General features: G+C 56.2%; 13 protein-coding genes and 3 pseudogenes. 9 read left to right on the top strand and 7 right to left on the bottom strand.

Features of this window, described 5'->3' with window-relative positions:
• Nucleotides 1-40 precede the first annotated feature (40 nt).
• A complete protein-coding gene (gene orc4 / locus CHB65_RS13260; protein WP_089385545.1) occupies nucleotides 41-1,273 on the bottom strand; it encodes a DNA replication protein Orc4 in 1,233 nt (410 codons plus the stop codon).
• Between the two features lie 629 nt (nucleotides 1,274-1,902).
• The gene (locus tag CHB65_RS13255; RefSeq protein WP_089385544.1) at nucleotides 1,903-2,226 is read right to left on the bottom strand and encodes a hypothetical protein; all 324 of its coding nucleotides are present in this window, start codon (nucleotides 2,224-2,226) and stop codon (nucleotides 1,903-1,905) included.
• Between the two features lie 138 nt (nucleotides 2,227-2,364).
• On the opposite strand from CHB65_RS13255, the gene CHB65_RS13250 reads away from it, so the two are divergent.
• Nucleotides 2,365-3,288 (top strand): helix-turn-helix transcriptional regulator, encoded by a 924-nt coding sequence (locus CHB65_RS13250; protein WP_089385543.1) that lies wholly within the window; start codon nucleotides 2,365-2,367, stop codon nucleotides 3,286-3,288.
• On the top strand, nucleotides 3,285-4,088 hold the full coding sequence (locus CHB65_RS13245) for a DUF6036 family nucleotidyltransferase (RefSeq protein WP_089385542.1): 804 nt from the start codon (nucleotides 3,285-3,287) through the stop codon (nucleotides 4,086-4,088). The genes CHB65_RS13250 and CHB65_RS13245 overlap by 4 nt, the downstream gene beginning before the upstream one ends.
• A gap of 12 nt (nucleotides 4,089-4,100) precedes the next feature.
• On the opposite strand, the pseudogene CHB65_RS13240 reads toward CHB65_RS13245, so the two are convergent.
• Both CHB65_RS13240 and CHB65_RS13230 read right to left on the bottom strand, forming a co-directional pair.
• Nucleotides 4,101-4,397 (bottom strand): annotated as a pseudogene (locus CHB65_RS13240) (hypothetical protein); the annotation flags it as partial.
• A 294-nt stretch (nucleotides 4,398-4,691) separates the two neighbouring features.
• Nucleotides 4,692-5,015: a hypothetical protein gene (locus CHB65_RS13230; RefSeq protein ID WP_089385541.1), complete on the bottom strand. Its 324-nt coding sequence runs from the start codon at nucleotides 5,013-5,015 to the stop codon at nucleotides 4,692-4,694.
• Between the two features lie 237 nt (nucleotides 5,016-5,252).
• Between CHB65_RS13230 and CHB65_RS13225 the strand changes: the two are divergent.
• Together CHB65_RS13225 and CHB65_RS13220 are read left to right on the top strand one after the other, a co-directional pair.
• Nucleotides 5,253-5,888: pseudogene (locus CHB65_RS13225) on the top strand (DsbA family oxidoreductase).
• Nucleotides 5,889-6,216: 328 nt separating this feature from the next.
• Nucleotides 6,217-6,564 carry a hypothetical protein gene (locus CHB65_RS13220; RefSeq protein WP_089385540.1) on the top strand — a complete coding sequence of 116 codons (348 nt, stop codon included), beginning with the start codon at nucleotides 6,217-6,219 and terminating at the stop codon, nucleotides 6,562-6,564.
• 1,420 nt (nucleotides 6,565-7,984) lie between these two features.
• Here CHB65_RS13220 and CHB65_RS13215 read toward each other — a convergent pair.
• On the bottom strand, nucleotides 7,985-9,151 hold the full coding sequence (locus CHB65_RS13215; RefSeq protein ID WP_089385539.1) for an ISH3 family transposase: 1,167 nt from the start codon (nucleotides 9,149-9,151) through the stop codon (nucleotides 7,985-7,987).
• Nucleotides 9,152-9,467: 316 nt separating this feature from the next.
• On the opposite strand from CHB65_RS13215, the gene CHB65_RS13210 reads away from it, so the two are divergent.
• From CHB65_RS13210 to CHB65_RS17500, 4 genes are read left to right on the top strand one after another with little or no spacing between them, the layout of a single operon-like run.
• Entirely contained in the window at nucleotides 9,468-9,782 is a 315-nt protein-coding gene (locus tag CHB65_RS13210; RefSeq protein WP_089385538.1) for a hypothetical protein, read from the top strand.
• The gene (locus tag CHB65_RS13205) at nucleotides 9,775-10,158 is read left to right on the top strand and encodes a DUF7344 domain-containing protein (protein WP_245809981.1); all 384 of its coding nucleotides are present in this window, start codon (nucleotides 9,775-9,777) and stop codon (nucleotides 10,156-10,158) included. Before CHB65_RS13210 ends, CHB65_RS13205 begins: the two co-directional genes overlap by 8 nt.
• Entirely contained in the window at nucleotides 10,155-10,847 is a 693-nt protein-coding gene (locus tag CHB65_RS17800) for a hypothetical protein (RefSeq protein ID WP_089385536.1), read from the top strand. Before CHB65_RS13205 ends, CHB65_RS17800 begins: the two co-directional genes overlap by 4 nt.
• Entirely contained in the window at nucleotides 10,844-11,893 is a 1,050-nt protein-coding gene (locus tag CHB65_RS17500) for a hypothetical protein (protein ID WP_179213669.1), read from the top strand. Before CHB65_RS17800 ends, CHB65_RS17500 begins: the two co-directional genes overlap by 4 nt.
• A 20-nt stretch (nucleotides 11,894-11,913) precedes the next feature.
• Here the strand turns inward: CHB65_RS17500 and CHB65_RS17795 are convergent, their stop codons facing one another.
• Complete coding sequence (locus CHB65_RS17795; RefSeq protein WP_449404574.1) at nucleotides 11,914-12,141, bottom strand: DUF7544 domain-containing protein; 228 nt, start codon at nucleotides 12,139-12,141, stop codon at nucleotides 11,914-11,916.
• Between the two features lie 202 nt (nucleotides 12,142-12,343).
• Here CHB65_RS17795 and CHB65_RS18070 point away from each other — a divergent pair, with 202 nt between their 5' ends.
• Nucleotides 12,344-12,556, top strand: coding sequence for a DUF7837 family putative zinc-binding protein (locus CHB65_RS18070; protein WP_449404573.1), 213 nt, complete (start codon nucleotides 12,344-12,346; stop codon nucleotides 12,554-12,556).
• Between the two features lie 150 nt (nucleotides 12,557-12,706).
• Here CHB65_RS18070 and CHB65_RS13185 read toward each other — a convergent pair.
• A pseudogene (locus tag CHB65_RS13185) lies at nucleotides 12,707-12,923 on the bottom strand (IS1595 family transposase); the annotation flags it as partial.
• Between the last annotated feature and the right edge of the window lie 15 nt (nucleotides 12,924-12,938).

Raw genomic sequence — 12,938 nt, 5'->3', positions numbered from 1 at the left:
GGATTTCCGTCGTCCGCACCCACTCAGTAGTAGGGGGTCACTACTTGCGAGTCCAGTCCTGAATCCGGCTGTCCTCGAGGATCGTTTCGCGGACGACCTGGGGATCTTCGATGAGTCGGTTTTGGAGGTGGATGCCGCCCGCACTTCCCTTGTTGATCTTCTCGATTTCGACAACCCCGAGGAAGGCTTGCTCTTTCAGGATGTCGCGGAACCGGCGGACGGAGAGGATATCTATATCGAGATGATTGCAGATGCGTTCGTACTGGTCGTACACCCGGCTCGTGAGGAACGCATCATCGTTGCTGTTGACACTCAGCTCCGTGAGCGCCAGCAACGCCGCCTTCGCCTGCGTGGGTGCGCCGTTCACGAGTTCTCTGAACCGGTCCTTTTCGGCGTGCTGCTGTGCCTGGCGGACGTGTTCCTCCGTCACTTGCTCTGCCCCGGCCTCGTAGGCGACCTCCCCGGCGTGGCGAAGAATGTCGATCGCCTTCCGAGCATCGCCGTGTTCCTGCGCGGCGAAAGCCGCCGAGAGCGGAATCACGTCCTCGGAAAGGACGTCGTCCTGGAAGGCGTCCTCGCGGTTGAACATGATCTCCCGGAGCTGGTTGGCGTCGTATGGCTTGAAGAACAACTCCTTGTGCTGGAAGCTGCTTTTCACGCGCTCGTTCACGTTGTCGACGTACTGGATCTTGTTGCTGATCGCGATGACGCCGACGCTACAGTCGATTTTCCCCGCCTCCTCAGCGCGCGAGAGCTTCATCAACACGCTGTCGTCGTTCATCAGATCGATCTCGTCGAGGATGATGATCACAGAATCAAATTGAGCGTCGAGCGTCTTCCAGAGGAGTTTGTAGTATTTCGACGTACTGAGGCCGGTATGTGGGACGGAGATTCCAGTCGAAGATTCATCGTTCAGCTTCGCGGCCAGTGAGGAGATCGCCTGAGTCTCCGTGTTGTCTTCAGCACAGTCGATATACGCTGTCCCAATCTCGACGCCATCCTGAGCGGCATTTTGAGCTCGTTGACAGACGTGTTTTGAAACGAGAGATTTGCCGGTCCCCGTTTTCCCGTAGATCATCACGTTCTCCGGGGAGTACCCGTGGACAGCACCGTTGAGACGTTTCGCGAGCTTCGAGATTTCCTCGTCGCGACCGACGATCCGGTCAGCCTCCGGCACGTGGCCAATTTTCAGGAGATCCTTGTTCGCGAAGATGCGATGCCCGGATTCAAAGAGTGGATCGTCGACAGAACTGGGTGAAGAGTCGGGCGTCATTGAATATCACACGGTGTGAGCGGGGGGAGTATAAATCTAGTGGAGAACGCCACCCCACGTTTCCGACGTTCCTTGTCCGGTATCAGCCGAAAAATGCCGTAATTCGGCGGAATTGGATTGCTGACAATATAGCCGCGTTTCCGACGTTAGAGAGGAAACCCGCAGACGGAAGCGTCGCCTCGATGTCGAATCCTGAACCCACACACCCTACGTTTCCGTCGTAATCACTGAACAGGTGGGGAGGGGACTCGAAGAAGACATCGACGACGAGATACCAAAGACGAGAGCGGCCTAGCCGTCCAATACTGGCCGCCTACAGAAGCAGCTGGAAAGGATCGTTTCATCTGAGGGGGCGAAGTACTTCGCCCCCTCCTTGGTCGAAGTACACTTAATGAGCGCTTCTCAGCTATACTACTTTAATCTATGTGTTGCAGAAGTTAGTTCATCTCTAGATTGTTCCAAGTCAACAGAATTAGTGGCTGCATAGCACTATCGTAGCCTCTCCCTACGCCGTCGTGGAGAAACGACGGAAACGCGGGGGGTGTGGTCTCTTCGAAATCAGCGTCACCCCCTCCACCGACATCCAGTTACGACGGAAACGTGGGGTGGGTGTCCTCCATCATCGAGTTTTACTCGTTCGGGTTGACCGGACCCTTGTACTTCGACTTCACTGAATCACCCTCCCGCCACTGCCAGTAGTAGTAGCGATTATCGTTGATCTCCTTGATCGTGATTGTCGCTTTGGCAGGGACGTCGTCCGGGAGATCGTCTGGCCGCTCCTCGACCTCTTCTTGATCTGCCGATTCCTCGAGACGGGCCTCTCGTTCCCTGTGCTCGGCGAGCGCTTCAGCGTACGTCGCAACGTCTCGGAGCTGTTCCGGGTCCGACTCGTTGAGCGTGTTGACGATCTCCGCCGGGAGGTTCGTTGGTGGGGTCGGGGGTTTGTAGGACATCGGCTATTCTCGCGTTAACCAACACGGCCCACGAACCCATAGTTTTGTTGGTTAAGACGATGGAGACGGTTCTCGCGATTGCTGGCTGTAACACTACTCGAAACTTCTTTATATACAAGTTTCGTACTATGTTACACCGTGCACCGGCGCATCGAACTCGAGGTCCTCGCCACGGTCGACCGCGGCGACACGATCTCCGAACTCGCGACGAAGCTCGATCACAGCGAGAGTTACCTCTCTCGTGCCGTCGGCGACCTCGTCGAGAAGGGGCTCGTCTACACGGAACGCGACGGCCGCCGAAAACGAGTCGTCCCATCGGATGCTCGTGCCGTCGAACTCTACCAGGATCTCGTTCGCCAGCATTCCCATATCGACTTTCCCGAACTGCTGACCGGCAAGGCACTCGAGGTGCTGTACTACCTCGACCAGCCGCGAACCGTCTCGGAGATCGCCGACCGGAGCGACAACTACCGCAACACGGTCAACCGGGTCCTCAAGCGGTTTCGCGACCGTGGGCTCGTGGGGACGGCTGACGGCCGCTACGAGTTCAACGCCGACTTCGACCGCCTCCACGAGTTCGCCCGTGAACTCGCACACCATCTGCATCGTCAACGCCTCGAAGCCGTCGCCCCGAAGGGCACGATTCTCTGGGAGGACTATGACGAATTCCTCGCCCAGGCCGAGACGGAGATCGACGCGGAGGCGTTCCACGAAACCGGCCTTGCTCGGTTCGCAGCCTTCGACCTCCAGTTCCTGCTTACCGGCCATCGCTACTACTTCTACTCCGAGGAGCTCGACGCAGTCACGCCGGCGGAGCTGTGTTGTCACACGCTGCTGATTGACGACGGCAGCCGCCACCGCTCGTACTGTCTCCTCCTGCTCAGCCACGTCGACGTCGACGCGGCGGACCTCCGAGAGCAGGCGGCGAAGTATGGCCTCGAAGACGAAATCGACGCCTTGGTCCGCTACCTCGAGACGCACGGCGAGGTTGATGACGAGCAGCTCCCGGAGTGGGACGAGTTCCAGGAGCTGGCGGCTGACTACGAGGTGCCACTACCATGAGACCAACATTCGGACGTGAGTACATCGAGAACGAATTCCAGCGAATCGGGGACGGGCTATCTGAACCGCTCACAGTCTACCTGATCGGTGGTGGCGCGATGTCGCTGCGCGACCTCAAAGGGGCGACGAAAGATATCGACCTGGTCGTCCCGGATGGCGACGCGTACGGCCAGCTGTGGGCCGTCCTGATGGACCTCGGGTATGCGGAGGTTCAATCGCTGGATTCAGATTACCGGGCGCTGGGGGCGACGAGTTGCGTCGAGAACGACGACGGGTGTCGCCTCGACATCTTCAACCAGCAGGTCGCGAACAAGCTCGTGCTCACCGACGGGATGCAAGAGCGCAGCGAGCCGTTCCTCGACACGGATCGACTGACGGTTCGGCTGGTCAGCAACGAGGATATCTTCCTGTTCAAGGCAATCGCAGGCCGCGATGATGATATCGAGGACATGAATATGCTCGTGCAGGCCGGCCTCGATTACGACGTCTTCCGGGCTGAACTCGAAGCCCAGATCGAACGCCTGGGGGACGATCAGTTTGCCACGTTCGCGAACGAGGCCCTGGTCGAACTCGAGGAGCGGTACGGAGTGACCACGCCGATCGAGGGCCGCGTCCAAGAGCTCACGAATAGGTACTACCGGGGACTCGAAGTCCTCCAGGCAATCGGTGAACCGATGACCGTCGACGAACTGGCCGCGGAACTGGAGCTGGATGACGAGGAGGTTCACGACCGGATCGCGTATCTCTCAACGTTCGACCGGATTCGTCGGGATGGCGAGACAATCCGTCCCGTGGAGTAGCTCACTCACTACCTACGGGGAGGGAAGGCGGCCGTCTGGTCGGGGAACGCGGCCCCGTTTGATCTCGTGATCGACGCGGCGCAGGTGCTTGCAGCCGCCTTCGGATGAACGTTGCTGTCAGTCGGGACAGGTACACGATTCGTCGATGAAGTCGACTTCGTACCGGTTCCCGGACGCGGACTGCACCTCGTAGCGGCCACCTTTCGAGAGGAGCGAGACGTCCATCGCTTCGGCGACGGCACGCTTCGTTCGGGGCTCGAGAACGTCCTGTGACTCTGCGTTCTCGTCGACGACCAGCCGCTCGCGAACGACCTCGGAATCGTCCGATTTCCACGCAGCGAGGTGGAACGCCGATCCGCTCGTGTCGAGCCCGCAGTACCGCCTAACGACGTACGCGACGGCTTCGGCCTCGACTTCGCGTTTTGCCCGCTCGGTGTCGTCGTCGACGTCGAAGTGGACCAGAGCGTGCGCGTACTCGTATCGCTTCGAGATGAATCCGATACATATTCAGCTCAATAGTCGCAACTCATCCGAGTTCTCTGGGTGAAAAATTCACTTTGCACACGGGGTGTAGTTTTGCGTATATAGCCACAGACACCCCCACTATTTGTCGGGACTCACTGGCGCTTTATATTTGGATTTGATTTTGTCTCCCTCCCGCCACTGCCAATAGTAGTAGCGGTTGTCGTTGATCTCCTTGATCGTGATCGTCGCCTTCGCCGGGACGTCGTCTGGGAGGTCATCAGGCACCTCGTCGACATCGTTCTCATCTAATTCCTCCTCGAAGCGGGCCTCGCGAGCTTTGTACTCTGCTAGTGCCTCCGCGTATCTGGCGACGTGCCGGAGCTGGGTGGGCGAGTAGCCGTTGAGTGCGGTAACGATCGCTGCCGGGAGTTCCGCTGGCGGCGTTGGTGGCTCCTTGGACATCAGCAGTCACTCGCTTTAACTAGCAGAGCGCGTACACAAGTGAATTTTATTGGTTAACCTAAGGACGGCTCGTCACGGGTCGAGGAATTTTCGGTTTTGTCAGAGCTAGTGTAGTAGATCTGCTGGAGAGTCTCCTCTGCTGCGAGGAGTTGTGGTCTTCAATGACGCCCTGGCTATTCTCCGTAACCTCCTGCTTACTGGAATTCTTATCCCGTGGTCACTCTTATATGACACACGATGGTTGAGAACAGCGGTCATATCACAGTATATTCCGATTACGTGTGTCCATTTTGTTACCTTGGTCGTCGGTCATTAGAGAAGTATCAGGAAACACGCGACAGTGCCCTCAAAATCGACTGGCAGCCGTTCGATCTTCGGAGTCAAAAGCGCGGCCCCGACGGCGAGATCGATCACTCGGTCGACGATGGAAAGAACGAAGCGTACTTCGATCAAGTACGACAGAACGTCGCCCGATTGAAATAGGAGTACGACGCTACTGAGATGCTTGACCTCGAGGACCTTCCGGAGGACGTGGATTCCTTCGCGGCACAAGGTGCTTCGTTCTACGTACACGAAGAGTATCCTGAGCAATGGCTCGCCTTCGATGAAGCGATTTTCGAGGCGCTGTGGATCGATGGACGAGACATCAGCGATGTCGATGTCTTAGCCGATATTGCGGATGTATCCGGATTAGACGGAGACGAAATTCGCACGGCGATCGCAGACGGGCAGCTTCGCGATCGTCTCCGCGACCAATTTTCTGAAGCACAGCAGGACGGTGTAACGGGCGTTCCGACGTTTGTCTATGAGGGCTACGCCGCTCGGGGTGCAGTTCCGCCGGAACAGCTGAAGCGACTCATCGAGGGCACGTAACTTCGTCATTCGTGGATGTGTTCCGTTCTTTCCCTTGGTAGGGAGTTTCCGCAGTTCTCCATAAGAGCGAGACGGTAGAGAGCGCGCTGAATCTCAAGGGCTGCCCCAGCCACATCGACGCCAAGTGGGACGACCTCGAGGAGGTCGATGACGTCGGCACACTGCGTCCGGGATGGGTCGGCCTCACCGCGGAGTCCGACGCCGACCTCGATAACAGTCAGTGCAGAGAGTGCGACCGGCTTGCGGGCGTCCGATCAGCTCGTAGAGGCGCTCGACGGCGTCAGGATCGTCGCGACGAAGATCATGGAGGAAGATCGAACCGAGGATCATGCCGTTCGCGTCAGGCCCCAAGCTCGTCGTCGACCGACTCACGCCACTCTTCAGACGGAAATACTTCGATGGCAAAGAGGCAGTCCTCTTCACCTACGACGAAGACGACAATGAGATCGCGCTGATCCCACTCGACCAGTACTTTGACCGAGACTTCGTTACGAAGATCGACAACGAAGACAACTCCGCCGTGATAGCCGCGAGCGGATTCTTCAAAGATCGAGGCATGATGCCGGAACAGACGATACGGTACCGGCCCGAGTGGGACGAAAGTCTCGGCGGAGACAACGTGGATGGCGGTCTCAGGATCGACCTCGACCAAGAACCAGAGTTCCCATCGAGCTAAAACCAATCGAGCAATAGCGACAAACACCAGTCGATAGACGAGCTACCTGTAGGCATCAAGTCGTGAAAACGTAGAAACTGGGTCTGTCGCAGCAGTTCATTTCGTGCGGTTTTTCATCCAAGCGTTAACACAAAGAACCCAACAGAGATGGTTCTAGATCCTTCAAGAATTTCTCACAGTTCCTATTCGAGCCAAAGAAAATTCTAGAGAGCGCCTTCGCAGTTCCTACGCAAGCCAGAGAAAATCCTAGAGAGAGCCTTCGCAGTTCCTACGCAAAACGAAACTGAAGAAGAATTCTCGCGACCCATTTAAATACCGTGAAGGATAGAAATAGGTGGGAGATCGTACCTCTCAACACCCGTTCACTCCAGCTATCAGCACATACCTATCACAATAGCGAGTGTTAGTCAGGGAGAAAACCACTCATATAGCAAGACGGCAGTGACTTCTTTAAAAACCCCATATATTTTCTCATATAGCAAGACGGCGGTGACTTCTTTAAAAACCCCATATATTTTCGAGAGGACCGTCTCGGGACCCGATCGGTTTGAAACGCCACTTTTTGAAATTCGTCATATAGCAAGACGGCGGTGACTTCTTTAAAAACCCCATATATTTTCTCATATAGCAAGACGGCAGCGACTTCTTTAAAAACCCCATATATTTTCTTGAGGAGCATCTCGGGACCCGATCGGTTCGAAACGCCACTTTTTGAAATTCGTCATATAGCAAGACGGCGGCGACTTCTTTAAAACCCCCATATATTTTCTCATATAGCAGGACGGCAGCAACTTCTTTAAAACCCCCATATATTTCCCCAAAATACTGTTTTGAGACGGTAATATAGCAAGACGGCGGCGGATTTTGGACGTTATCATATATATTATGTATGGCGGCCAATAAGTTTTCATATAGCAAGACGGCAGCGGATTTTGGCTATGTTCATATAGAGACAAGTCAAATATATTTTGCTTCTACGTTCAGCTATCGGAGCTAAGACCACTTAGAGACCCTATAACGGAATCTGAGGCCGTTCTACGTTCAACTCGAATTCACACAATTAGGGTACGGTAGTTTGAACGTAGAGGTAGTCGGCCGCGTAGCGGGGGTTTCAGGGCGGAGCCGAGGGATCGACACCAAACAGGGGCTCCGCAGGGGATCGACGAGAGTGGACTACCAGCGAGCTGATAGATATTGGTACCCTGTCTTCGCGCTCTGCGATTGGGAAGCCAGCCGCAGTACCTCACAAAGCATCCTCGGCTGGCTGTTTCTGCGGCTTGAGTTCTGTGTCGAAGCAGTTGTACTGCCGGTTTCGACGGGGGAATTACAGACGGAGAGGCGGAGAGATGTCGTTGTCGGCGGCGGTTAGCCGCCGACGCGACAGCGTCGCCACTCACAAGGCGGCGTCCCCGGTCAGTGACTACCGGTGGAACCGGTCGTCAGGTGGCCGGTTCGCGGGGACGGCCCGACGAACCGCGAGGGCCGTCCACGCGGCACGTCGAATCATATTGACGAACTCCTTGTACGGCCACCACCAGAGGCGACGCCCGCCTCGGCGGGGCGTCGCCACATATTCGTAGTGAAGGTACCGCCAGACGTTCTGTAACAGCAGACTCACCACGACGTACAGCAGCCGTACTGTTGGATCTCGTGTTGTTGTTGTCGCTATCGCTTGCTCGGATAATCGATAGCTCGATTCGATACCAAACCGTTTCGAGTAGTGGTATCGGGCGTCGCGTGGTGAGTTGATGAACGGTGCGTCAGCGGCGTAGCCGTGACGCGCCACGCCGTTCTCGTCATACTTCCCGTTCAGGTACGTACAATCGATGTAGACGGGAAACTCGACGGTCCAGCTATGACCGTCGAGTTTCCCTGTCAGATCATGCTGAATGACACGGCTCCACCCCTCCGAGAGCTCTTGCTGAATCGTCTCACCCCATCGGATGATCGGTATCACGTACGCGTAGTTATGCGCCTGAAGCAGCGTGAGACACTTGCTGTCGTAGAATCCGCGATCAAGGTAGACGGCCTTGACCTCGGTGTCAAGGCCGTCAAGCACACCAAGGAACTCAGCGAGGACGCTGCTGGCGGTATCGCCGTCTTCGAGACGGCGCACCGCCAGCGTGTAACGTTTGTTCTTCACACGCGCGTAGAGTGTGGCGTAGGCGTGGAAGGCGGTGGTTCCACGCTTCGCCACCGAGTGGTAGAGGCTGTCTGTGTCGTCTTCGTCACCGTAGTAGGGTCGCAGGTGGAGGTCTGCGCAGACCTCCACCTGCTCGGGGAGCAATTCGACGATATCTCGCCGGAGGAGCGTGTTTGCGACTCGTTCGAGCCGTTCCGGCTCGAACTTCGTCCGCAGATGGTAGAGGATCGTGTTTGCAGATGGGGAGTCTTCACTGGAGTTGCACAGCGTCGAGATCGAGGTCCCGTCGGCGGTAGCGCCGACGAGGACCTCATAGATGTCTTCAGCATCGATTTCAGCGTTGTTGGCGAGGTTGAGTGCAACTTCCTCGTCAAGCCGGTTGACGAGGAAGTTAAGAAGCTGGTCCTCGTGGATTTTACTGTCTGCTTGCTGGGTTTTGAACACACCTTCTGCAAGCAGACGTTCTAACTAACCGGCTTTGTGAGGTACTGAGACAAGGCTGAGTAGAGAGCAGAGATAATGGACTGGTGTGAGCTTGCTGCTGTGATTTATTTTTGCTCACCAGGGGTGAGTGAGGTGATCTTAACGACTGAGTTACTCGGAGAGTATTATCAAGCAGAACAGCTACTCTAACTACCGAATTCATCACTCACAGTTTGGGCTACCCATATAGAAGATAGCTCCAACAGTAGTGAGACTTAGCACGGCCTCAGAAGCGACCTCCGGTGTATGGGCACCGGAAGCCCCGTGCTGCCGACCAATGACAGCAGGACAAAACGACAGGGTCAGGAGTGATAACTCTACCTCTGGACGGCATCTGACGGTCATCGAGACCGGGGAAACCGCTTCAGAACACGACCCGCTAACAGACCAGACCGGACAGTACACAACCCAATCACGCGGCGGCATGCTCAGACTGGACAGCGTCGCAGACGGATTGGTGTTTGAGGAATTCGTCGATTCCGTTGAGTGGTTTATTCCGAGCAAAACAGAGCGGGTGCACCAGACAGACTGGACTAGGAGCGGACTCCCGGTCACGCACGAGAAACTCTCCTTGGGAGGACAGTATGATTGATGAAGACTCGACGGCATCGCTCGCGATCCCAATGGATCCTGACAGGGCGTTCGAGGCACTCTCGAACAGCCGTCGGCGTCGCGTGCTTCTTTCATTATCACGAACCAGTGACACAATTACTGCAGGCGATCTTGCCGTCGAGATCGCCGCGATCGAAAACGGGACCGATCCCAGTAGGATCAGCAGTGACCAGCGTACAACAGTCTATGTTTCGCTCACACAGAGACATCTCAAGAAGCTCGATAACGTCGGTGCTGTCGACTACGACACTCGCTCGAAAACAGTCGCCTCAACTGACGCAACCGAACCACTCGCAGAATACATCCGCAGGTTGCAGACAGCCTGCTACAAGCCGGACACTGAGGCAACCACATGACAGCGAGTCACCAGCGCGCGCTCGAAGTGTTACGAGACATCGATTCCCGCTTCCACCGACTGCTTGAGGCGGTCGCTGACGCTGACGAGATAACAACCACGCCGACTACAGACCCTATCGCCACATTACGGCGCACACGGGCGCAGATCGATGCTGTGCTGTTCGAGCACCACCGCCGAACAACTGACGGAACACTCCCTGACGGTGGCTCGTGTGTTCTCCAGTGGGATCCGCCTACTACCCCACCACGGCGACTCGTTTTCGACCCCAATAGTGGCGGCAACAGCTGGACCCGCCGTGAACTCGAGTGGACAGGTGAGAGCTGGCGAGTCTGTGGGAGCGACAGCGTCAACGCTGTCGCGATTCGAGCTCCAGCAGAGCCACGATATCCAAATCCTGTTGATCCACCGACGATTGATACGCTGCTTGAGTGGATTCGTGACAGCTGGCACAATCCTGATCCACCGGCACTCGTTTTCGATGCGACGGCGAAAACCGAGCAGGGTGTCCTTGTGGCTGTCGACGGCGAACTGCGGTACAGAGAGGCCGACAGCGACCACTGGTGTCGTATCATCGATGAAACGGATCTCTACCATCACATCAAGCAACAGGGACAGCCAGCTGTCCAGTCGCTTTCAGAAACGTCCCTGACACCGCAGCACTTTACGCCGAGTCCACTCACAGAATGACATCGAATGCACCTTCACTCCCGGACGGGTACGCCGACCATTTCTTCTCGCTCACGGGAACAATCGAGTCGTTTCGTGAAACACTCGAAACCGACCACACGCTTACCACCGACCAACGGATGTTCGCTCGTCGGCTTCTGTTTCACACTAATAAGCCTATTAACGAGGCTGAGCAGATTCTTCCTGAACCAACCCACGACGCTGACTCACAGGAGAGTCAAAGTTCGGATCCGGAGGACGACTACGCGGAGATGCTCACTCACATCGAACGGCAGTTGTGCTGGTTGATTCACTCACTCCAGACTGAGCAACCGGCGGCGAACCACTCCGATGACGCCCCCGATGAGAAGTTCACAACAGCTCTTGAGTACGCCACGGCGATACGCGACATCATACCCGCAGTACCGACAGAGAGTCCAGTACTCGCTGACCTGGAAGACGTGAGTCTCAACAATGTCGACCCACATATCGGGGGCCGTGGCGAGAATAAGGGTCGGTGGCTTGAGTACCAACTCCAACGAGCACTTACACGCTGGGGGTACCATGCGGATACACGCCAACATCTCTTCAGTCTGGAGATTGATGTGGTCGCAAGGCGAAGTGAAAAGCAACAGACACCCAGCGACTGGGTCGTCGGGGAGTGCAAAGACTGGACGAGCAACCTGATCACCCCATCGACGCTGTTCCGACTGTGTACAGTCGCATTTGCCTGCCGGGCGATGCCTATTCTCTGTCACACGACGGAACTAACGCCTCGGACAGAGAAACTGGCACGCGAACTCGAAGTGCGGGTTCTCACGCTCAAAGATCTTGAGCGCGCGGAATTGCCCGCCCCACAAGTGGCGAAACCAACACTGGAACTTCAGGAGTGGCGTCCAGAATATCGGGCTCGCGATTTTCGGGGCTCGTTTCCATGGATGTTTTCTGGAGAACCAGGGAAACGCTTCAGCTACGTCCCTGGATTCACCCCGGTGGGTAGAAACGCCGACTACGAACCTATTGAGGACGATCAAGATGACGACACACATCCCGCTGCTGGCCATTGATATCTAAACGGAAGAGGAAATCACGCACCTAACCAGCCAGATGGGAACGCAACCCAACCGACGAACAATACGATCATCGGAAGCCCGATGACGATCCGGAACCCGAACAGGCGAAGACCCTGCCGCCAGCGTTGGCTCCACTCTTGCCGGAGCGACACCTCGCCAGTCCGAAGCGACTCGATCAGCACGAACTCCATGATTGCCCCGATCAGCGCGAACAGCGAGCCGAAGAGAACTCCAGCGGCGATGAGTGCGACGACGTGACGACGTCAACGGAAGACTGAACGGGAGATATCGACGCTTCAACGCTTGAAGCGACAGATCACCCAGAGTAGCTACCACGGCTCCATTACTTCCACTCTGGTCACCTGAATTATATTATACTGGGCTTCATTGACAAGCCTGAGGGACCTAAAATAGGCTCTGAGGTGTGGAGAGCCGGCATCAACAATGTGTCACACGTGTCCCTCCCCCACAACAGCGAGGCCACGTATGGTGACCCCCAATCCCGAAGCAGCCCTTGGCACTTGCCCGTTCTGTGGTGAGACAGTCGCGGATAGACATGTGCTCATTCACTATGAAAAGGCATCCGGGGAGCAGGGCGTCTGGGCGGAATGTCCAGGATGTCACGACATCGTCGATCCCGTATCTCAACCTGAGTAAGAGTAATCTGAGCGTCGCGATCTCGACTCGAGCGGCGGGTACTTGTCTATTGAGAACTGCACTATATCTCCGAGATTAACCAACAGTGTCGCCGGAAAAGCTGAACTGTTGGTTAATACATCGAACTCTCATCGAGCACTGTGGGAGGCCCTATAACAAGCAGTCGATGGTGATATTGACGGATGCACCGGAGAGGTTCAGCGATCTCACGGTGCCACATGTATGAGCGGCCTGTTCCAAGCCCTGCTTGGACAGATCCAGGAACCTTCGGAGCTACGGTTGACTAGCGAAAACAGACACTCAGCCTGCTTGGTGTGGGCGCTGTTAGGTGATACATACCGCTCGTATGAACGGTGGTTCGGTGATCACGAGAAGAGCGACT

The organism is Halorubrum vacuolatum, from assembly GCF_900188065.1.
GTDB lineage: Archaea > Halobacteriota > Halobacteria > Halobacteriales > Haloferacaceae > Halorubrum > Halorubrum vacuolatum.
This window is presented reverse-complemented; position numbering and strand designations above follow the sequence as displayed.

Excerpts from the sequence above, each read along its gene's own strand:
- CHB65_RS13245 (WP_089385542.1), top strand. The coding sequence starts at position 3,285 with ATGAGACCAACATTCGGACGTGAGTACATCGAGAACGAATTCCAGCGA.
- CHB65_RS13230 (WP_089385541.1), bottom strand. The coding sequence starts at position 5,015 with ATGTCCAAGGAGCCACCAACGCCGCCAGCGGAACTCCCGGCAGCGATC.
- CHB65_RS13210 (WP_089385538.1), top strand. The coding sequence starts at position 9,468 with ATGACAGCAGGACAAAACGACAGGGTCAGGAGTGATAACTCTACCTCT.
- orc4 (WP_089385545.1), bottom strand. The coding sequence starts at position 1,273 with ATGACGCCCGACTCTTCACCCAGTTCTGTCGACGATCCACTCTTTGAA.
- CHB65_RS17800 (WP_089385536.1), top strand. The coding sequence starts at position 10,155 with ATGACAGCGAGTCACCAGCGCGCGCTCGAAGTGTTACGAGACATCGAT.
- CHB65_RS18070 (WP_449404573.1), top strand. The coding sequence starts at position 12,344 with ATGTGTCACACGTGTCCCTCCCCCACAACAGCGAGGCCACGTATGGTG.
- CHB65_RS13220 (WP_089385540.1), top strand. The coding sequence starts at position 6,217 with ATGCCGTTCGCGTCAGGCCCCAAGCTCGTCGTCGACCGACTCACGCCA.
- CHB65_RS13205 (WP_245809981.1), top strand. The coding sequence starts at position 9,775 with ATGATTGATGAAGACTCGACGGCATCGCTCGCGATCCCAATGGATCCT.
- CHB65_RS13255 (WP_089385544.1), bottom strand. The coding sequence starts at position 2,226 with ATGTCCTACAAACCCCCGACCCCACCAACGAACCTCCCGGCGGAGATC.
- CHB65_RS17500 (WP_179213669.1), top strand. The coding sequence starts at position 10,844 with ATGACATCGAATGCACCTTCACTCCCGGACGGGTACGCCGACCATTTC.